Annotated in this window: 17 protein-coding genes; 10 read left to right on the forward strand and 7 right to left on the reverse strand. The window is 68.4% G+C overall.

What is annotated here, in order from left to right:
- Positions 1-148 precede the first annotated feature (148 nt).
- From SPDO_RS16855 to SPDO_RS14440, 3 genes are all read left to right on the forward strand, one after another.
- On the forward strand, positions 149-292 hold the full coding sequence (locus SPDO_RS16855; protein WP_158212205.1) for a hypothetical protein: 144 nt from the start codon (positions 149-151) through the stop codon (positions 290-292).
- A 68-nt stretch (positions 293-360) separates the two neighbouring features.
- Positions 361-603, forward strand: coding sequence for a glutaredoxin domain-containing protein (locus SPDO_RS14435; protein WP_211280098.1), 243 nt, complete (start codon positions 361-363; stop codon positions 601-603).
- Positions 600-1,157, forward strand: coding sequence for a TspO/MBR family protein (locus SPDO_RS14440; protein ID WP_088368222.1), 558 nt, complete (start codon positions 600-602; stop codon positions 1,155-1,157). The genes SPDO_RS14435 and SPDO_RS14440 overlap by 4 nt, the downstream gene beginning before the upstream one ends.
- Positions 1,158-1,265: 108 nt before the next feature.
- Here SPDO_RS14440 and SPDO_RS14445 read toward each other — a convergent pair whose 3' ends face one another.
- Positions 1,266-2,414 carry a tetratricopeptide repeat protein gene (locus SPDO_RS14445; RefSeq protein ID WP_088368223.1) on the reverse strand — a complete coding sequence of 383 codons (1,149 nt, stop codon included), beginning with the start codon at positions 2,412-2,414 and terminating at the stop codon, positions 1,266-1,268.
- Between the two features lie 124 nt (positions 2,415-2,538).
- Between SPDO_RS14445 and SPDO_RS14450 the strand changes: the two genes are divergently transcribed.
- The 3 genes from SPDO_RS14450 to SPDO_RS14460 all read left to right on the forward strand — a co-directional run bounded on the left by SPDO_RS14450 (position 2,539) and on the right by SPDO_RS14460 (position 4,207).
- Positions 2,539-3,525 (forward strand): MBL fold metallo-hydrolase, encoded by a 987-nt coding sequence (locus SPDO_RS14450; RefSeq protein ID WP_088368224.1) that lies wholly within the window; start codon positions 2,539-2,541, stop codon positions 3,523-3,525.
- Positions 3,526-3,702: 177 nt separating this feature from the next.
- The gene (locus tag SPDO_RS14455) at positions 3,703-3,909 is read left to right on the forward strand and encodes a cold-shock protein (RefSeq protein ID WP_088368225.1); all 207 of its coding nucleotides are present in this window, start codon (positions 3,703-3,705) and stop codon (positions 3,907-3,909) included.
- Positions 3,910-3,997: 88 nt separating this feature from the next.
- Entirely contained in the window at positions 3,998-4,207 is a 210-nt protein-coding gene (locus SPDO_RS14460) for a hypothetical protein (RefSeq protein ID WP_088368226.1), read from the forward strand.
- 165 nt (positions 4,208-4,372) lie between these two features.
- Here the strand turns inward: SPDO_RS14460 and SPDO_RS14465 are convergent, their stop codons facing one another.
- Complete coding sequence (locus tag SPDO_RS14465) at positions 4,373-7,006, reverse strand: TonB-dependent receptor (RefSeq protein WP_088368227.1); 2,634 nt, start codon at positions 7,004-7,006, stop codon at positions 4,373-4,375.
- 27 nt (positions 7,007-7,033) lie between these two features.
- Positions 7,034-9,607: a glycoside hydrolase family 3 protein gene (locus SPDO_RS14470; RefSeq protein WP_342746684.1), complete on the reverse strand. Its 2,574-nt coding sequence runs from the start codon at positions 9,605-9,607 to the stop codon at positions 7,034-7,036.
- Positions 9,608-9,829: 222 nt separating this feature from the next.
- On the opposite strand from SPDO_RS14470, the gene SPDO_RS14475 reads away from it, so the two are divergent.
- Positions 9,830-10,819, forward strand: a complete 990-nt coding sequence (locus SPDO_RS14475; protein WP_245829528.1) for a LacI family DNA-binding transcriptional regulator — start codon at positions 9,830-9,832, stop codon at positions 10,817-10,819.
- A gap of 6 nt (positions 10,820-10,825) precedes the next feature.
- On the opposite strand, the gene SPDO_RS14480 is transcribed toward SPDO_RS14475, so the two are convergent.
- From SPDO_RS14480 to SPDO_RS14490, 3 genes are all read right to left on the reverse strand, one after another.
- The gene (locus SPDO_RS14480; RefSeq protein WP_088368229.1) at positions 10,826-12,247 is read right to left on the reverse strand and encodes a GGDEF domain-containing protein; all 1,422 of its coding nucleotides are present in this window, start codon (positions 12,245-12,247) and stop codon (positions 10,826-10,828) included.
- Between the two features lie 72 nt (positions 12,248-12,319).
- Positions 12,320-12,712, reverse strand: coding sequence for a DUF202 domain-containing protein (locus SPDO_RS14485; protein WP_088368230.1), 393 nt, complete (start codon positions 12,710-12,712; stop codon positions 12,320-12,322).
- A complete protein-coding gene (locus tag SPDO_RS14490) occupies positions 12,709-13,224 on the reverse strand; it encodes a DUF421 domain-containing protein (protein WP_088368231.1) in 516 nt (171 codons plus the stop codon). Before SPDO_RS14490 ends, SPDO_RS14485 begins: the two co-directional genes overlap by 4 nt.
- A gap of 120 nt (positions 13,225-13,344) precedes the next feature.
- Here SPDO_RS14490 and SPDO_RS14495 point away from each other — a divergent pair, with 120 nt between their 5' ends.
- Both SPDO_RS14495 and SPDO_RS14500 read left to right on the forward strand, forming a co-directional pair.
- Entirely contained in the window at positions 13,345-13,836 is a 492-nt protein-coding gene (locus tag SPDO_RS14495; RefSeq protein WP_088368232.1) for a nucleoside deaminase, read from the forward strand.
- A complete protein-coding gene (locus tag SPDO_RS14500; protein WP_088368233.1) occupies positions 13,836-14,036 on the forward strand; it encodes a helix-hairpin-helix domain-containing protein in 201 nt (66 codons plus the stop codon). The genes SPDO_RS14495 and SPDO_RS14500 overlap by 1 nt, the downstream gene beginning before the upstream one ends.
- 34 nt (positions 14,037-14,070) lie before the next feature.
- Here the strand turns inward: SPDO_RS14500 and SPDO_RS14505 are convergent, their stop codons facing one another.
- Entirely contained in the window at positions 14,071-14,865 is a 795-nt protein-coding gene (locus SPDO_RS14505; RefSeq protein WP_088368234.1) for a methyltransferase domain-containing protein, read from the reverse strand.
- 97 nt (positions 14,866-14,962) lie between these two features.
- On the opposite strand from SPDO_RS14505, the gene SPDO_RS14510 reads away from it, so the two are divergent.
- Positions 14,963-17,986 (forward strand): PAS domain-containing protein, encoded by a 3,024-nt coding sequence (locus SPDO_RS14510; protein ID WP_211280099.1) that lies wholly within the window; start codon positions 14,963-14,965, stop codon positions 17,984-17,986.
- Positions 17,987-18,019: the final 33 nt, after the last annotated feature.

Consider the following 18,019-nt stretch of genomic DNA (forward strand, 5'->3'; position numbering starts at 1 on the left):
GAGCTGGTGTGCCCGTGCCACGCGCACCGCTCGTTTGCTCCCGAAAAATGCGAGCGACAAGCCAGCCGCGCTGCCATGTCCCGAACCGTGCCTCGCCGAAGGCTGGCACGAACGGCAGGTGTGCGAAACTATCTTACCTCGGCTTCTCTTGCGGACGGCGCCTCACCACGCGCGCACGTCGGCAGGGGAGGGGCGCCGCGCCGTGCCGAGCCATAGCGCGGACGGGCTGACGCATATCGGCAGCATTGCCATGCTAGATGCGTGGAACGACCGCGCCGGTGCCGCGCTGTAGCATCGGGCGGCGTAGTTGCGGCGCCACGGTAACGGCCGGGCGCATGGCCCTGGCGAGATGGAGTATTCATGGCCGACAAGAAAGCGATCCTGTATCGCATGATCCTGCCCGATCACACCTGCCCCTTCGGCGTGCGCGCGAAGGCGATCCTGGAGGAGGCGGGCTATGAGGTGGACGACCGCATCCTCTCATCGCGTGCCGACACGGACGCGTTCAAGGCCGAGCATGGCGTGGAAACGACGCCGCAGGTGTTCATCGATGGCGAGCGGATCGGCGGCAGCGACGATCTGGAACGGTATCTGGCGGCATGATCGCGGCGACCACCACGCCCTCGAAGGGGTTTTCGCGCCCTGCCGCCGCCGCCATCGTGGCCGGCGTGCTGGGCGCCAGCGCGCTGCTCGGCCGGCGCAACGCCCCCGACAAGGCCCATCCGCGCACCCGTGCCTGGTACAAACGCCTCGACAAGCCCGGCATCACCCCGCCCGACGGCGTATTCGGCGCGGTGTGGCCGGCGCTGGAAAGCGGGCTGGCGGCGGGCGGCTATCGCCTGCTGCGCCAGCCGGCGGGCGCCACGCGCAATCTGGCGCTGGGGCTGTGGCTGCTCAACACCGGCATGATCGGCGGCTGGACCGAATTGTTCTTCCGCAAGCACAAGCTGGGCGCAAGTGCGGCCGCGTCGGGCGCAATGGTGGCGAGCGGGGCAGGGTATGTCGCGTCCGCCGCGCGTGCCGATCGCCCCGCGGCGCTGCTCGGCGTGCCGTTCGTCGCCTGGGTCGGCTTCGCCACGATGCTCGCCGAGCAGGTGTGGCAACGCAACACCGGCCGGATCCAGGATCGTGATCCCGCGCAATCCGCCGGCGCCTGACGCGTGTGAGACCCTGCACCGGTGCCGTCCGAGGCTTTGTGGCGGCACCAAGGTGGCACGAACACCGGCAATCACCGGGGCGGTGCCCCCGATCACTCGCGCGGCGCGTCAGCGGGTCGGCGGGGCGCCGGCGTCGGCTTCCTCAGTGAGGTCCAACGTTTCATAACCGCCGATCGCGACGCGACGGCTGATCAGGCTGCCGCTGGGAACGCGATATTGCGAGCGGCGCGTCAGCCGCTCGACCTTGTAATAGCCTTGCACATCGTCGTCGGCGCCGGCGGGGCGGGCGGAGTAGCGACGGCCGGCAATCTGCTCCAGCACCAGCGCGGTCCACGGATTGCCCCGGGACGAGCGCAGCACCTCGGCGTCCGCCGTCTCCCCGTTGGGTCGGATCCAGAAGCCGAAGTCGGCCCATTGGATGGCATCGAGTTCGCTGCTGCGGATCGGATCGGGATCGACATCGCCGAACTTGCGGGCACGGTCGCGCGCGGCGGCCCGCTCAGCCGCCGCATCCAGCGCATAGGCCGGCGCCTTGAGCAACACGGGCGCTTCGTCCTGCCCCTGTCCAAGCGAGCGGATCAGCCGGTCGAGCTCCGGCCCTTCCGCATCCTTTGCGGCGAGGCGCAGCCGGAGGACGCGCAGCGCGGTGGCATAGCCTGGCTGCGCCGCGATGGCGCGCGCGTCGAGCTCGTCAAGCTTTGCGCGTGCTTGCCTGGGCTTGTCGGTCGCGGCGAGCAGCCAGGCGCGCTTCATGCCCGCCAGCATTGCCGCGCGATCGTTGCCCGCCGCGAGCGCTGCCTCCTCGCTGCTGCGGTAGGCCATTTCGGCGCGCGCGGCGGTGCCGGTCTTCAGCCACATGTCGCCCAGCGCGGTGGTGGCGGCGAGGACGTTGGGATCGTCGGGCGGCAGATTGTCACGCAGGGTGCGCACCTGATTGGCCACTGCCTTGCGGTAATCGCCCTGGTTGCCCTCGTGCAGCGCGACGGTGGCGTACGCTTCGTAGATCGCGGCGACCGGCTTGGGATCGCTCGCCGCCTTGTCCTTGTTGCGCGACACCGCGCCGGCAAGCACCGACTTGGCGGCAAGGTAATCGCCGGTACGAAAGCGCGCCTCGGCCAGCGCGATGCTCGCCTGCGCATCGCGCAGCGGCGTGCAGCCGCGCTCCTTGCAGATCGCATGCGCCTCCTCCAGCCGCTTGCCGGTGATTACGATGTCGTTCGAGGCAGCCTGTGCGAGCAACAGTAGAAGCAGCGACATTTCCGATCTCCCGTGTCGGTTTCATCCGAGCCTATACGCGTCTTCCGCTGCGACAAGCCCGGCAGCAGCGCTGTCGCATCGATCGCGCGTTACATCCGCCCGCAACGCGCCTAGCATCGCCGCCATGGCGCAGAACCGTTATTACCACGGCCCGGTAAGCGATCATTTCGATGGCACCCGCTTCTTCAACCCCGGCCAGTCCTCCACCGATCGCGGCCTGCGCGCACTGCTGCGCTGGAAGATGGCGGGTGCGGCGGCGCGCTGGCCGGCAAACGTGCCGATGAAGCCGGCGCGGCCCGGCGCGTCGGTTGCCGGGCTGCGCATCACCATGGTGGGCCATGCCAGCGTGCTGATCCAGGTGGCCGGCGTGAACATCCTCACCGATCCCGTCTGGTCGCCGCGCGCCAGCCCGTTTCGCTGGGCCGGGCCGAAGCGGGTGACGCGGCCCGGCATCGCGTTCGACGACCTGCCGCCGATCCACGCCGTGCTCCTCAGCCATTGCCATTACGACCATTTCGACATGGCGACGCTGCGCCGGCTGCACGCACGCGACGCGCCGCTGTTCGCCATGCCGCTCGGCAATGATACGATCCTGAAGGCGGGCGTGCCGGGCGCGCGCTGCGTGGTGGGCGACTGGTGGGACCGGCTGGCGCTGGGGGAGGGGATCGCCACCACGCTGACCCCGGCGTACCATTGGGCGAACCGCTGGCCGAGCGACGTACGCATGGCGCTGTGGGGTGGACATTATCTCCACACGCCGGCGGGCAGCGTGTGGTTCGTCGGCGACACCGGTTATGGCGACGGCGCGATCTTCCCGGCCGTGGCCGAGCGGCTGGGCAGCCCCGATGCGGCGCTGATCCCGATCGGCGCCTATGAGCCGCGATGGTTCATGGCGGCACAGCATGTGAACCCGGCGGAGGCGGTGCGCATCTTCGACGCGGTCGGCGCTCGCTGGGCGGTCGGCATCCATTGGGGCACGTTTCAGCTGACCGACGAGCCGCGCGAGGCGCCGCGCGACGCACTCGCCGCCGCGCTGGCGGACGCTGGCATCGCGCCCGATCGCTTCATCGCGGGCGAAGCGGGCACGGTATACGAAGGAGCGGCGGGATGAAGCGCGGCGCGCACCCTTCCTTTTTTTCGGCCATTCGCCTATAGCGAGCGGGCTGAACGTCGCCTGCGACGGATGATGGGCCGCTTCGGCTCCTCCCCTTGTCCCTTTCTAGCCTCACGACGCCGGGATGTGCCGCTGTTGGCGCATGCCCGACACCCATGGGACAAGGATATTCTCATGATCACCGGCACCGTAAAATTCTTCAATAATGACAAGGGCTTCGGCTTCATCGCGCCCGAGGACGGCAGCAGCGATGCTTTTGTGCACATTTCGGCCGTGGAGCGCGCCGGCATGCGCACGCTCGATAAGGACCAGCGCGTCACCTATGAGCTGGAGACCGATCGTCGTGGCAAGACGTCCGCGGTGAACCTGCGCGAGGCGTGATCACATGTGGCGCGGGGAGGGGCATCCTTCCCGCCGCCGCTGCGGAGCGCCGCACCCGCTTTTCCCCTTCCGCCATCCGTGAGGCGATATGTCCAGAATTCCCGTTGCCCGCTTCCTGATCGCCAAGGACGAAAGCGGCCTTTTCCGGCTCACCGTTCGCGATACGCGGTTCAATTCGCAAGGCTACCCGATCGTGACCTCGTCGCTGCAGGAGGAGACGTTCAAGACCGCCGCCGCCGCGCGCGCCTTTGCCAAGGCCGAGTTCGGTGCCGAGGCGGGCCAGTTCGCCTCGAAGTAACGCGCGCTTCTGACGAAAAAATGGGGCGGCCACCGCCTGGACGGTGCCGCCCCGCAAGAGCCGCTTGCCTGGAACCCCGGTCGGGGAAGATCAAATAACCGGAGGCTCGTCGGCGCGGCGGACCGGCCGGTGGACACGCCGCACGGGCGCGCCACCGGCGAGCGATCAGAAGTTCACCCGCGCGCGCAGGCCATAGGTACGCGCATCGTTCAGGAAGCGGATGTTGAGCGCCGAGCCGACCAGCGCCTTGGTCGACGCCTGCTGATCGGTGAAGTTCGACGCCCATGCCTCCAGGCGGTAATTGCCCAAAGTATAGCCGATGCCGAGGTTCAGCGTCGTGTAGCCCTGCTGCCGATCGGGGAAGCCCGCCTGCAGCGCATTCTGGCGCGAGCCGTCGAGGAACACGATGTCGTCCTCGTTGAACTGCGACAGGAAGAACGACGAGCGATAGTTCAGCAGCGCCTGCCAATCGAGCCGGCCGCGGCCGATCTCGAACCATTGCGCCAGCTTCACGCTGACGTTGAACTTGGACGCGAGCGGCAGGCGGTTGCCGGTCAGGTCGATCAGCGGGGATTCGCCCGTCTCGTTGTTCTGCCCACGCGCATCGGCCACCGAGCCGCGCGTGATCTTGGTGTCGAGATACGCGACATTGGTGTCGAGCGAGAAATTGCCCGGCAGCTGGAAACGCGCCTCGGCCTCCACGCCATAGATGCGCGAGGCACCGATGTTGCGGTTGACCAGCGAATAGCCGTTGCACTGCGGCGGGGTCTGCGTCGTGTCGAGGTTGATGCAGGTCAGGTCCTGAAACACCTGGTCCTGATAGTCGTAGTAGAAGCCCGTCAGGTTGAAGTACGCGCGGCGACCGAAGGCGTCGAAGGTGTTGCGCGAGCCTGCCTCGAACACCGTCAGGCTTTCCGGCGCGAACGCTTCGGGGATCGGCGAGGTCTGGAACGTGTCGTTGAATCCGCCCGACTTATGCCCGGTCGATACCTTGGCATAGAGCATGTTGTCCGGCGTCACGTCGAACTCGAGCCCGGCGCGATAGTCGACGAAGTTGAACTTGGCCGAGCCGACCTGCTGCCCCGGGATGGTGAGGTTGGCGTAGGAGAAGCTGCCGTTCGCCGGGCAGGTGACGAAGCCGTTGTCGATATCCGGCCGGGTGAAGCAGGTGCCGTTCGGGTTGGTGCCGTTGGCGATCGAGCCGATCTGCTGGATCAGCGTGTCGCGGGCGCCGGCGCTCTTGATGCCTTCGATCAGGAACTGCGCGCGCTGCTGCGGCGAGGTGAGGCCGGTGACGTTGAAGTTCGGCCGATCGAGCAGCGCCGGGCGGAAGCCCTCGGTGCCGAGCCGCGTCGCGACGCAGCAATCGCCGTTGTTGCCGCCCAGCGTCAGCGCCCAGTTGCCGCCGATACCGAAGCGCGACTTCTTTTCCTCGGTGTAGCGGATGCCGCCGATCACGCGCAGCCGATCGGTCACGTCATAGGTCGCGTCGGCGAAGAAGGCGAAGCTTTCGCCGTCCACGTCGGGCATGGTGAATTCGGTGCCCGAATAGCAGCAATAGCCGCGATCGGCGACGGCGAGATAGCCGACCTGCTGCTTCTCCTTGAAGTAGAAGCCGCCGAGGTTCCAGCGCAGCGCCTCCGTCGAATCCGCGCTGGCGCGCAGCTCGTACACCTGGCTCTGCGAGCGGGTCTGCCAGAAGTTGTTCGAGAAATTGTCGAACTGCACCGTGGAATAATCACGGCCGTTCCATGCGATGCTTTCGCTACTGGCATTGGCCTGCATGAAATCGACCGAGCGGTAGCTGCCCGTCGCCTCGACCGAGAAGGTGTCGAAGCTGTAGCCGATCTTGCCCTGCACGCCCCAGAGCTCGTTCTCCATGTCGCCCTGCTGGCCGCGATAGACGACCTTGCGCAGGTCGAGCTGCTCGGGGCGCAGGCCGGTCGCCTGCACCGCGGCATAGATGTTCGCGCCCGGATAGCCGGTGCCGGTTTCCTTGCCGTAATCGCCGACGACGGAGACGGACAGGCGATCGGTCGGTTCCCAGCGCAGCGACACGCGGCCGGCGTAATTTTCCTCAAGCCCGGCGGGCTTCAGCTTGCTCGCCTGCGGATCGGGCGAGGCGTTGGTGAAGCCATAATCGCGGTTGACGTAATAGCCGGCGACGCGCGCGGCGAAGTTGCTGCCCAGCGGCACGTTGATCGCGCCCTCGGCGGCATAGCTGTCGCGATTGCCGTATTCGGCCTGCGCATAGCCGGTAATCCGGTCGAACGTCGGCTTGGCGGTGATGATGTTGAGCGTGCCGGCAAGCGCGTTGCGCCCGTACAGCGTGCCCTGCGGCCCCTTGTTCACCTCGACGCGCTCAAGATCGTAGAACATCAGGCCAAGCCCGCGCGGACGCGGAATGTAGCTGCCGTTGAGGTGCGGCGCGGCGCCCGGATCGCCCAGCTCGGTGTTGTTCGACGAGCCGACGCCGCGGATGAAGATCTCGACGTTGCCTTCCTGGTTGGCGATGTTCAGCCCCGGTACGGCGACCGCGAGGTTGCGCAGCTCGGTGATGCCGCTCTTGCGCAGGTCGTCGCTGGAGAACGCCTGCACCACGCCCGAGACGTCCTGCAGATTCTGTTCGCGGCGGTTGGCGGTGACGACGATGTCGTTGGTGCCCTCGTTCGCCGCTTCGGGCGTCGTGGGGCTGGTGGACTGATCCTGTTGCGGCGTTTCGATCGCCTGGGCGAACGCCGGCATGGCGGTGCCTGACAGAAGCAAGGCGGCGAGTGGCAGATACGTTCTCTTGGTCATGATAACCCCCTGGGTATTTTCTTGTTTTTATTGGTTGTTGTTCGGACAAGCGGTGCCCGCGCCGTTCGCCTGAACCAGCCGCGCGCGCGAGATCGTGAGGTCCAGCGTGCCGTCGGTCGTCAGTGAAAGTGGGGCCGAGATCTGGCGCATGTCGGCGCCGGCCGCGGCAAAGCAGGAAAGCGGAATGGTGAGCGTGGTCCATGCGCCCTTGGGCGCGGCGCGCAGCGGCGCGGTGATCGGCACCGAGCCCGCGCATTGGTCGCCGCACGCCACGCCCGCCGTTACCGGCCGGCTGGGCGCGCCATCCACCTTGAGGTCGATCTCGACCGCAAGCGCGCCGTTGGTTTCGCGCATCAGGTCGACGGGTGCGTTGTCGACGATCGCGGCCTCTGCCTTTGCCTTGCCGGTCCACACCAGCCGCACGCTGTCTTCCTGCGCGCGCCGGTCCGCGCCGCGCGCGGTGATGAGGTCGGGGCCGGGATTGGGCGACAGCTCGCCCGGTGCGCCGATCAGCAGCCGGCGGCCCGCACCGGCACGGCCGGCATCGAACAGGATCGTGCGATCGCCGCTCGCTTGCGTTGCGCGATCCTCCGGCAGCGGCGCGAGCTCGCCGCGATCCTTCAGCGTCAGCCCGAAGCCATAGGGGAACAGCGGATTATAATCCGCATCACCCACGTTCACCGCGGTCTGATCGCTGGTGCGCGGCCAGCTGTACGGCAGCTTGCCACGGAAATCGCTCTTGCCGAACAGCACGTCGGCAACGCCGCCGCCCTCGCTGCCCGGCAGCCACGCCGCGACAAAGGCGTCGGCCGTGTTGAGGTACGGGTTCACCCACATCGGGCGGCCCGACAGGAACACCGCCACCGTCGGCACGCCCGCCGCCTTCAGCTTCTTGAGCAGCGCCAGGCTGCCCTGCGCATCGTCGAAGCCGACATCGGCGCGGTCGCCCTGAAATTCGGCATAGGGATCCTCGCCGAACACCACGACCGCGACGTCGGGCTTTTGCGTGAACGCGCCGTTCGCCGCGACGTCGACGGTCGCGCCGACCTGCTTGGCGACTGCGCGCATCCCCTCGGCGATCGTCTCGCCATTGGGGAAATCGGCGCGGGTGGTGCCGGTGCCCTGCCACGTCAGCGTCCAGCCGCCGGTCTGCTTGGTCATGTTGTCCGCGCCGTCACCGGCAAGGAGGATGCGCGCGCCCGGCTTCAGCGGCAGCGTGCTGCCCGCGTTCTTGAGGAGGACGAGCGACTGGCGCACCGCCTCGCGCGCCACCGCGCGATGCTCGGCGCTGCCGAGGAGATCGTACTGGCCGGCAAGCGGGCGCGAGGAGGGCTTGCCCGCCTCCATCAGCCCCGCGCGCACCTTCACGCGCAGGATGCGGCGCACCGCGTCGTCGAGCACCGGCATGGGGAGGCGGCCGTCTTTCGCCTGCGCCAGCGTGTTCTGCCACAGCCCCTTCCAGCTGTCGGGCGCCATTGCCATGTCGAGCCCGGCGACGAACGTCTGGTAGCAATTGTCGGGCTTGCACCCGTCGACCTGGCCGTGGCCGTTCCAGTCGCCGACCAGGAAGCCGTCGAACCCCCAGTGATCCTTGATCACGCCGCGCAGCAGCGATCGGTTGCCGTGCATCTTGGCGCCGTTCCAGCTCGAAAAGCTGACCATGATCGACTGCACGCCCGCCTCGATCGCCGGAACGTAGGGCGCCGCGAAGAGGCGGCGCAGCGTCGCCTCGTCGGTGCGCGTGTCGCCCTGGTCCTTGCCGCCCGCGGTGCCGCCGTCGCCCAGAAAGTGCTTGGCAGTCGCGATGATGTGCCCGCCGCGCAGCCAGTCCGCCGCGCCCACCTTGCCCTGCAATCCCTCGATCAGCGGCCGCGCATAGGAGGTCGCGATCTCCGGGTTCTCGCCGAACCCCTCGTACGTGCGGCCCCAGCGATCGTCGCGCACCACCGCCAGCGTCGGCGCAAAGGTCCAGTCGAGCCCGGTCACGCGCATTTCGGCGGCGGTGACCGCGCCGATCCGCCGCATCAGCTCGGGGTTGCGCGCCGCGCCCAGCCCGATGTTGTGCGGAAACAGCGTGGCCCCGACGACATTGTTGTGGCCATGCACCGCATCCGACCCCCAGATGACCGGAATGCGCGGCAGCTTGCCGTTGGGGCGCATGGAGGCTTCGTAGAAGGCGTCGGCGGCGGCGACCCACGCCGGCGCGGTGACGTGATGGCCTTCGCCCGGCTTCGAATTGCCGCCGTTCAGCACCGATCCGAGGTGGTAGCGGTACACATCCTCGGGCGTGACGCTGGCGATATCCGCCTGCACCACCTGGCCGACCTTTTGCTCCAGCGACATGCGTGCGAGGAGATCGGCCACGGTCTTTTCCACCGTGGCGTTGCGCGTGGCGGGGAGGGCGGGCTTGGCCCAATCCTGCGGGTGCGCGGTGGTGGAGGCGGCGTCGGCCTGACCGGCAGCGTTCTGACCGGGAGCGGCGGGGCGATCCTGCGTCGGTGCGGCACAGGCCGGCAGGGCGGCGACCATCGCCAGTGCCATCACGGCATGGCTGACGCGCACCAGCGAACCACTCAACTCAAACGCCTTCGCCCCGATCACGCGCCTCTCCCCCGATTACACCGCTTCATTTGACAACGTTGTCTAAGCGCTGATTGGCAACGTTGTCAATTTGTCCGGACACGCTTAACGCCGCGCGGCAGCGCCGCTTGTCTGTTGCGGTGCAAAAGGGCATCACCTCTTCACGCAGGGGCACAGCGGGGGTCGGCAACGAACAGGATGGAAGCGGCAGGCAGGCAGCGCGCGCGCGCGACCATCACGGACGTGGCGAAACGGTCGGGCACCTCGATCAAGACGGTGTCGCGCGTGTTCAACGACGAACCGTTCGTGCGTGACGGAACGCGCGAGCGCGTGCTGAAGGCTGCGGCCGAGCTCGATTACCATCCCAACATGGCGGCGCGCTCGCTGGTACGTGGCCGCTCGTTCCTGATCGGGCTGTTCTACGAAAACCCGAGCCCGAACTATGTCGTCGACCTGCAGACCGGCGCGCTCGACCGGCTGCACGACGAGCGGTTCCGCTTGCTGCTATTCCCCTGCGAAAGCGCGCGGGCGATGTCGGGCAAGTTGTTGCAGGTCGCGCGCACCTCGGGGCTGGAGGGGATCGTGCTCGCCCCGCCGCTCGGCGACGATCCGCGCACCGTCGCCGAACTGCGCGAGGGGCGCATGCCGTTCACCCGCATCGCGCCGACCACCGCGCTCGATGCCTCGCCGATGGTGGGGATCGACGATGTCGCGGCAGCGCAGGCGATGACGCAGCATCTGCTGTCGCTGGGCCATCGCCGCATCGCATTCGTGCAGGGCGATCCCGGCCACGCCTCCACCGGGCAGCGGCTGTGCGGCTTTCGCGCGGCGCTGGCGGAGGCAGGGGTGGCGTTCGAGCCCGCGCTGCTGGAGCAGGGGATGTACACGTTCGAATCCGGCCTCGCCGCCGGGCGCCGGCTGTTCGCCGGGCGGATGCGGCCGAGCGCGGTGTTTGCCGCCAACGACGACATGGCGGCGGGTGTGTGCGTCGCGGCAAAGGAGCATGGCCTCGACATCCCCGGCGCCGTCTCGGTCGCGGGGTTCGACGACAGCCTGATCTCGCGCGTCACCTGGCCGCAGCTCACCACCATCCACCAGCCGACCTACGACATGGCGCATGCCGCCACCGACGCGCTGATCGCGCTGATCGACGGGCAGGCGCACGAACGGGCGATCGACCTGCCGCACCGCCTGTTGGTACGCGGCTCCACCGGCCTCGCCCCGCAAGGCTGACGTGGCTCAGGCGACGCGCACGGTGTTCCGCCCGGCGTGCTTGGCGCGATAGAGCGCGGTATCGGCGCGGCGGTACATACGCTCGAAATCCTCGCCCGCCATCCGTGTCGCCACGCCGCAGCTCATGGCCACCATCACCTGCGTGCGCCCGTCGGGGCACAGAGGCGCGGCGCGCAGTGCGGCCTGAATGCGCGTGCACACCGCATCGGCGGGTGCATGCGCGCTAGCCAATAACAGCGCGAATTCGTCGCCGCCCAGCCGCCCTACCAGGTCGCCGGGGCGCGTATTGCTGCGCAGCATCGCTGCAACATGGTGCAGCACGCGATCGCCGAACTGATGCCCCCAACGATCGTTCAGCTCCTTGAAGCGATCGAGATCGATGATCACGCATGACAGCGAACTTTCTGGCTGTGCCGCCGCTTCCGCCACCGCGCGCTCGAACCCGCGACGGTTGAGCACGCCGGTCAACGGATCGGTGACCGCCTCCTGCGCTGCCTCCTGCTCGCGCGCGGCCAATCCCTCGACCAGCCGCGCGCGCTGCGCAAGCGCTGCCGCCACCGGCAGGCAGGTGAGCAGCATCACGGCCAGCGTCGCCTGGAAGAGATGCGCCTGCACTCCCGGGTCCGCGCTGGTCATCGTCACCGGCCCGATGCCGAGCGCGGTCGCACAAGCGCCGATCACCGCGACCAGCATGACGGCCATCTTGGTGCCGAGCGGCCCGACGCGAAATGTCACCAGCATGATCGGCGCATAGAGCAGGAACACCGCCGGCTGCTCGGCCACGAAGAACACGATACCTGCCGTCGCCGCGGTCAGCGCCATCAGCGCCGCGCCCTCCAGCCGCTGGCGCCGGCTCTTGCTCGCGAAACAGGCGAGAAAATCGCCGTTGAAGGTCGAAAAAAAGAAGGGAGTGAACACCAGCAGACCCAGCGCGTCGCTCAGCACCCAGGTCGTAAAGGCGGTGCAGAACGGCTGGTCGTACACCAGCATCGCCGTTGCTGCGCCGATAACGCCGCTGATCGTCGGCGCGATCACCCCGGCAACCAGCACGAAGCGCAACAGCCGGCCGGTCGAGCGCAGCAGCTCCAGACGCCGCTGGTCGGCGCGTATCAGCAACACCGCTATCGCCACCTCCAGCCCGTTCGCCAGGCTGTAGAACAGCGGCCCCGAGATGGCGCCGCGAGTCAGCCAGTTCGCGGCGACATTGCCCACCAGCCCCGCGCTCAGCACGGTAAGCCAGCGCGGTCGCGGCCCGATCAGCAGCAGCGCGACCAGCACGGCATTGGCCGGCCAGACGGTGGCGATGCCGCGCCCGTCGCTGGTCAGGTGGATGGTGGAGGCGGCAAGCAGAAAATATAGCGTCGCCGCGGCCAGCCATACCGATGACGTTTCGGCGGGATCGGCGCTGCGATGAGGTTCACGCTCCATTGTGTACGGTTATGGCGGCGATCCTATGTTTTTCGTTAACCCGCCGCGGCGCCGCGTTGCGTCATCGCGTGGTCACGCCAGCCACCAGATCGCCCCGATCAGCGCAAGCGTGGCAAGGCTCAGCGCCCAGGTGAGGAGGCGAATGCGCACCGGCTTCAGCGTCTTCACCGTGTGCGCCTCCAGCCGCGACAGGATGCCGCACGCGCGCCGCTCGGCCGAGCGAAAGACGAGGATCGCGATCAGCAGAAAGGCGGTGGCGATCGCCTTGGGCACCCAGACGGGCTCGATTTCCTTGAACAAGGCGGTGAAGCCCAGCGCGATACCGACGCTCGCCATGCCGGTCCGCACCCAGCCGGCAAAGCTGCGCTCATGCGCCAGCATCGTCCGGTCTTCTGCAAAATGCGTACGATCTTCTGCATAATCTGTACGTGCTTGCGCCAGATCTTGCTTCGTCTCGTCGCTCATGCGCGGCGCCTTGCGCTGTCGGGCAGCGCGGATCGATTCCCAGCGGCGTTACACCCCACAACGCTGAACGAGCCGTCGGTTTCCAGCACCACCGCCGCCACCGCCGAAAGGTCGCCGATCCCTGCGGACCGCACCGCCGACAGCACCTCGTCGCGCGTCACGCGTTCACGGCGCAGCGCGGCGTCGTCGATCGTGCCGTCGACCAGCAGCGCGCTCGGCTCCGACTTGGCGACCGCCTCGACCCAGCCGAAGCGTACCGACAGCGAAGCGACGATGAATTGCAGCATCACCAGCAGCAGAAAGGCGACCAGCCCCTCCAGCAGCGCCACATCCTTGGTCAGCAGCACGGTGGCGAGCGTCGAACCCAGCGCCACGGTAACCACCAGGTCGAACGCGTTCATTTTGGCTAGCGTCCGCTTGCCGCTCAGCCGCAGAAACGCGACCAGCGCGACATAGGCGCTGGTGCCCACCACCAGAACGCGCAGGATGCCGTGCCAATTATCGAAGAACATGCGCTTTTTGCCTCTCCCGCGGCGCAGGCATGCGGCCCGCGTTGCGTGTATCCGACCAACGGGCCGCCGCCCCCGCCGTTCCGTCCGGGCACCGTTTGGCGCGCGGCGCGTTGGGCGCGGATGACACAGGAAGACGAACGCTGGATGCGCCGCGCGATCGAGATCGCCCGGTCGAAGGGCTCGCACCCGTCCACCGCCCCGCTCGGCTCGGTGATCGTGCGCGACGGCCGCGAGATCGCCGGCGAGCGCAACCAGACCAGCGAATTGCCCGACGCCACCGCGCATGCCGAGATGATGGCGATCCGCCGCGCATGCGAGGGGATCGGGGAGGAGGAATTGCGCGGCGCGACGCTCTATTCCACGCTGCAACCGTGCGGCATGTGCACCATGGCCTCGATCTGGTCCAAGGTCGGCCGGGTGGTCTACGGCGCCGGCCGCGACGACGTGCATGCAATGTATTTCGAGGCCAAGCACGTCGACACGCTGTCGTTCATCGCCGACGCCTATCGCGACGACATCGTGATCGAGGGCGGCTGCCTGCGCGACGAATGCGCGAAACTCTATTATCCGCCCGACGCCGACCTGCCGGTCGACGAACAGGCGAACCTGTAATGGCGCTCGACATCAACACCGCCACCGCCGACGAGATCGACGCGGTGCCGGCGCTGAAGGGCCACGGGTTCGAGATCGTCCGCTATCGCGAGGATCGCGGCCGGTTCACCGCGCTGCGCCAGCTCGCCGAAGTGCCCGGCATGGCCGAGGCGGCCGCGCGCGATGACCTTGCCGCCGCGGTGCGCTGCGATCAGGAGTGATCGCCGCTGAACGAATGTGAGGGTGCCGTTCGGATCAGCCGTCGAACCGCGCCGACACGAGAAACGCGAGATCCCAGCAGATCGCGCCGCTCGCGCTGCGCTGTTCCTCCTCGATCAGCGGCGCAAGCGCGTCGTGATCGATCTCGCCCGCGCGCACCACGCCCTTGTCGATCATGCGCGGCAGCATGAAGCGCGCGAGCGTCGGCAGGAATGACGGCTCCCACGGCTGCAGCAGCACGCCTTCGCTGCGCGCCTGTTCGATCGTGAAGCCCGCCTGCCGCGCGAGCGCCGCGAGCCGATAGCCGAGCGTCACGTCGCCGCCCTCGGCGACGATCGTGTTCCACATCAGCGTGTAATACTGCCGATGCACCGGCAGCGGATCGGGGCCGCATGGCAGGTCGGCGCGCGCATGTTCCTGCAACGCCAGGATCGCGCCGGGCTTCGCCAACCGGGCGAGCCGCGCCAGCGTGGCGGCGGCATCGGGCAGGTACATCAGCACGCGCCGCGCGACGATCGCGTCGAACCGGCCGAGATCGGGCAGCTCGCCGGCAAGGTCCGCCACCCGATAGTCGATCGGCGCCGACCCCGCCGCCGCCGGCATGTCCCGCGCCGCGGCCAGCGCATCTTCGCTCCGGTCGATCCCGACGACCGCGCCGTCTGGGCCGACCAGCGCCGCCACCATGCGGCTGAGATCGCCGTTGCCGCACCCGACGTCCAGCACGCGCATCCCCGGCGCTAGCCCGACGGCAGGAAAAAAGCGGGCGCTCGGCGCGTTTGCGGGGTTAGGCGGCGTCGGTTGCTGCGACGACCGGGATCGGGCGTGATACATTGTTACATCGTAGGCGCGGGCGATGCGTCGGGCAAGATGGCGCGCGCTTGATCCAAGTCGCTACCGCAACCCGCTGCATTCCGCTAAGACCTTGCTGATGGATGAGCATCCGGCAGCCATGACGGACACGCGCGGCGCACGATCAGAGCATGGCGCCCCCGACGCGCCGACCGCTGGCGCGTTGCTGATCGGTGGCGGCGAGACCGGCGATCTGATCCGTGCGCACGATTGGGCGGCAACGCCGCTCGGCCCGCTCGATCGATGGCCGGCGTCGCTGCGCGCACATGTGCAGACGATGCTGTCGTCGCCGGTCGCCATGGCGATCCTGTGGGGACCGACCGGCGTGCTCCTTTACAACGATCTGTATGCCGCGGTGTGCGGCCCGCGCCACCCAGCGGCTTTGGGTGCGAACGCCAACGACATCTGGCCCGAGGCGCGCGATTTCAACGCCGCGGTGATCGCCGCCGGACTGGCCGGCGAGCCGCTGAGCTTCCACGCGCAGCCGCTGGAGCTGTGGCGCTACGGGGTCGCCGAGCAGGTCTGGATGGACCTCGAATATCTCCCGCTGCGCGATGATGCCGGTACCCCGATCGGCTGCCTCGCGATCGTGTTCGACATCACCGCGCGCGTGGTCGCCGAGCGCGACCTGGCGCTCAGCCGCGAACAATATCGCTTCCTTGACGAACTCGGGCAGGCGGTCGCCGACCTGCACGATGCCGATGCGGTGCTGCGCGTCACCACCGAGCGGGTCGGCCGGCACCTCGGCGTCGCCAATTGCGCCTATGCCGACATGGATGCCGACGAGGACGGTTTTTCGATCCGCGGCGACTGGCACGTGCCCGCCATGCCCTCGATCGTCGGCCATTACCGGCTCGCCGACTTCGGCGCGCTGGCGGTGGAACGGCTCGGCGCGGGCGAGCCGCTGATCGTCAACGACGTCGCGACCGAGCTCGCGCCCCACGAAGCCGCGACCTTCCAGGCGATCGGCATCGGCGCCACCATCTGCATGCCGCTGATCAAGAACGGCCGCCTCCGCGCGCTGATGGCGATCCACCACCAGCAGCCGCACGAATGGAGCGAGGCGGAACTGTCGCTGATCCGCCAGGTCACCGACCGCTCCTGGGCGCATGTCGAGCGCGTCGCCTCGGAGGCGAATCTGCGCGCCAGCGAGGAGCAGTTGCGGTTCGCGCTCTTTGCTGCCGAAATCGGCCTGTGGGACGTGGACGAGGTGAACAACACCTTGTTCTGGCAGCCCGCGGTGCGCGCCATGTTTGGCGTATCGCCCGACGTGCCCGTCACGATGGACGATTTCTACGGCGGCGTGCATCCGGACGACCTGCCGGCCACCGCCGCCGCTTATGCCGCCGCCGCCGACCCGGCGCGCCGCGCGATCTACGATGTCGAATATCGCACGGTGGGCAAGGAAGACGGCGTGATCCGCTGGGTCGCCGCCAAGGGCCGCGGCGTCTTCGACGATCATCGCTGCCTGCGCGTCATCGGCACCGCGATCGACATCACCGCGCGCAAGCGCACCGAACAGGCGCTGGTGGAGCTGAACCATACGCTGGAACAGCGCGTCGCGGCCGGCCTGGCGGAGCGCAAGCTGCTCGCCGATGTCGTGGAGCATACCACGGCGATCATCTTCGTCGCCGATCACAACTTCCGCTGGCTCGCGATCAACCAGGCGGCCATTGCCGCCTATCAAGCGGTATATGGCATCACCCCGCGCGTCGGCGATTCCATGCTCGACCTGCTCGATCACATGCCGGAGGAGCGCGACCGGGTACGCGCCGCCTGGGCGCGCGCGCTCGACGGCGAGGAATATGAGCTGCAGGCCGCGTTCGGCGATCCCGCACTGGGGCAACGCTGCTTTCACCTCAATTTCAGCACGCTGCGCGATCCCGACGGCCGGCTGATCGGTGCCTGCCAGATCGCGCACGACGTGACCGAGCGGATCGAGGAGCAGCAGCGGCTGGCCGAGGCGGAGGATCAGCTGCGCCAGGCGCAAAAGGTCGAGGCGTTGGGCCAGCTCACCGGCGGTGTCGCGCATGATTTCAACAATCTGCTCACCCCCATCATCGGCTCGCTCGACCTGCTCGTCCGTCGCGGCCTAGGCAGCGATCGCGAGCGCAAGCTGATCGGCGCGGCGCTGCAATCGGCCGAGCGTGCGCGCACCCTGGTGCAGCGGCTGCTCGCCTTTGCCCGCCGCCAGCCCCTGCAGCCCACGGCGATTGACGTGCGCGCGCTGGTCGCCGGCATGGGCGATCTGGTCGCCAGCACCACCGGCCCGCAGGTGCAGGTGGCGATCGAGGCGCCGGCCGATCTGCCGCCCGCGCACGCCGACACCAACCAGGTCGAAATGGCGCTGCTCAACCTGGCAGTGAACGCGCGTGACGCGATGCCGGCGGGCGGCACGCTGCGCATCACCGCCGCCGCGTGCCACGTCGATCAGCCGACGCCGGAGCTCGGCGATCTGAAGCCGGGCGATTATGTGATGATCTCGGTCGCCGACACCGGCATTGGCATGGATGCCGAGACGTTGGCACGCGCGATCGAGCCGTTCTTCTCCACCAAGGGGATCGGCAAGGGGACCGGGCTTGGCCTGTCGATGGTGCACGGGCTGGCGCGCCAGCTCGGCGGCGGCATCCGCATCTTCAGCCAGCCGGGGCTGGGCACCAATGTCGAGCTGTGGCTGCCCGCTGCCGCCGCCCCGGCGCAGCCGCTGGCGCCGGATGGGAAGGAGGCCGTCATCGGCCCCCATCGCCGCGGCACCGCGCTGCTGGTCGATGACGAGGAGGCGGTGCGCCACGCCACCGCGCACATGCTGGAGGAGGCCGGCTTTTCGGTGATCGAGGCCGCTTCGGGCACGGCGGCGCTGGCGCTGCTCGGCCAGCATCCCGAGGTCGTCGTGCTCGTCACCGATCACCTGATGCCCGGCATGGACGGCACCCAGCTCGCCCGCCGCGCGCGCCAGATGCGCGCCGACCTGCCGTGTCTCATCGTCTCGGGCTATGCCGATGTCGAGGGCGTCGCGCCCGACCTGCCGCGCCTTACCAAGCCGTTCCGCGCCCAGGAACTGATCGACGCGTTGGCGCTGGTGCTCACCGCCCCGACCAGCTGACCGCGCCCTTATGCTGTCGCGCTCTCGCGCGAT

Origin of the sequence: Sphingomonas dokdonensis (genome assembly GCF_002197685.1) — a bacterium.
Classification (GTDB): Bacteria; Pseudomonadota; Alphaproteobacteria; order Sphingomonadales; family Sphingomonadaceae; genus Sphingomonas; species Sphingomonas dokdonensis.

Excerpts from the sequence above, each read along its gene's own strand:
- SPDO_RS14440 (WP_088368222.1), top strand. The coding sequence starts at position 600 with ATGATCGCGGCGACCACCACGCCCTCGAAGGGGTTTTCGCGCCCTGCC.
- SPDO_RS14480 (WP_088368229.1), bottom strand. The coding sequence starts at position 12,247 with ATGGAGCGTGAACCTCATCGCAGCGCCGATCCCGCCGAAACGTCATCG.
- SPDO_RS14500 (WP_088368233.1), top strand. The coding sequence starts at position 13,836 with ATGGCGCTCGACATCAACACCGCCACCGCCGACGAGATCGACGCGGTG.
- SPDO_RS14435 (WP_211280098.1), top strand. The coding sequence starts at position 361 with ATGGCCGACAAGAAAGCGATCCTGTATCGCATGATCCTGCCCGATCAC.
- SPDO_RS14460 (WP_088368226.1), top strand. The coding sequence starts at position 3,998 with ATGTCCAGAATTCCCGTTGCCCGCTTCCTGATCGCCAAGGACGAAAGC.
- SPDO_RS14455 (WP_088368225.1), top strand. The coding sequence starts at position 3,703 with ATGATCACCGGCACCGTAAAATTCTTCAATAATGACAAGGGCTTCGGC.
- SPDO_RS14485 (WP_088368230.1), bottom strand. The coding sequence starts at position 12,712 with ATGAGCGACGAGACGAAGCAAGATCTGGCGCAAGCACGTACAGATTAT.
- SPDO_RS14450 (WP_088368224.1), top strand. The coding sequence starts at position 2,539 with ATGGCGCAGAACCGTTATTACCACGGCCCGGTAAGCGATCATTTCGAT.
- SPDO_RS14445 (WP_088368223.1), bottom strand. The coding sequence starts at position 2,414 with ATGTCGCTGCTTCTACTGTTGCTCGCACAGGCTGCCTCGAACGACATC.
- SPDO_RS14495 (WP_088368232.1), top strand. The coding sequence starts at position 13,345 with ATGACACAGGAAGACGAACGCTGGATGCGCCGCGCGATCGAGATCGCC.
- SPDO_RS14465 (WP_088368227.1), bottom strand. The coding sequence starts at position 7,006 with ATGACCAAGAGAACGTATCTGCCACTCGCCGCCTTGCTTCTGTCAGGC.
- SPDO_RS14510 (WP_211280099.1), top strand. The coding sequence starts at position 14,963 with ATGGATGAGCATCCGGCAGCCATGACGGACACGCGCGGCGCACGATCA.
- SPDO_RS14490 (WP_088368231.1), bottom strand. The coding sequence starts at position 13,224 with ATGTTCTTCGATAATTGGCACGGCATCCTGCGCGTTCTGGTGGTGGGC.
- SPDO_RS14505 (WP_088368234.1), bottom strand. The coding sequence starts at position 14,865 with ATGTATCACGCCCGATCCCGGTCGTCGCAGCAACCGACGCCGCCTAAC.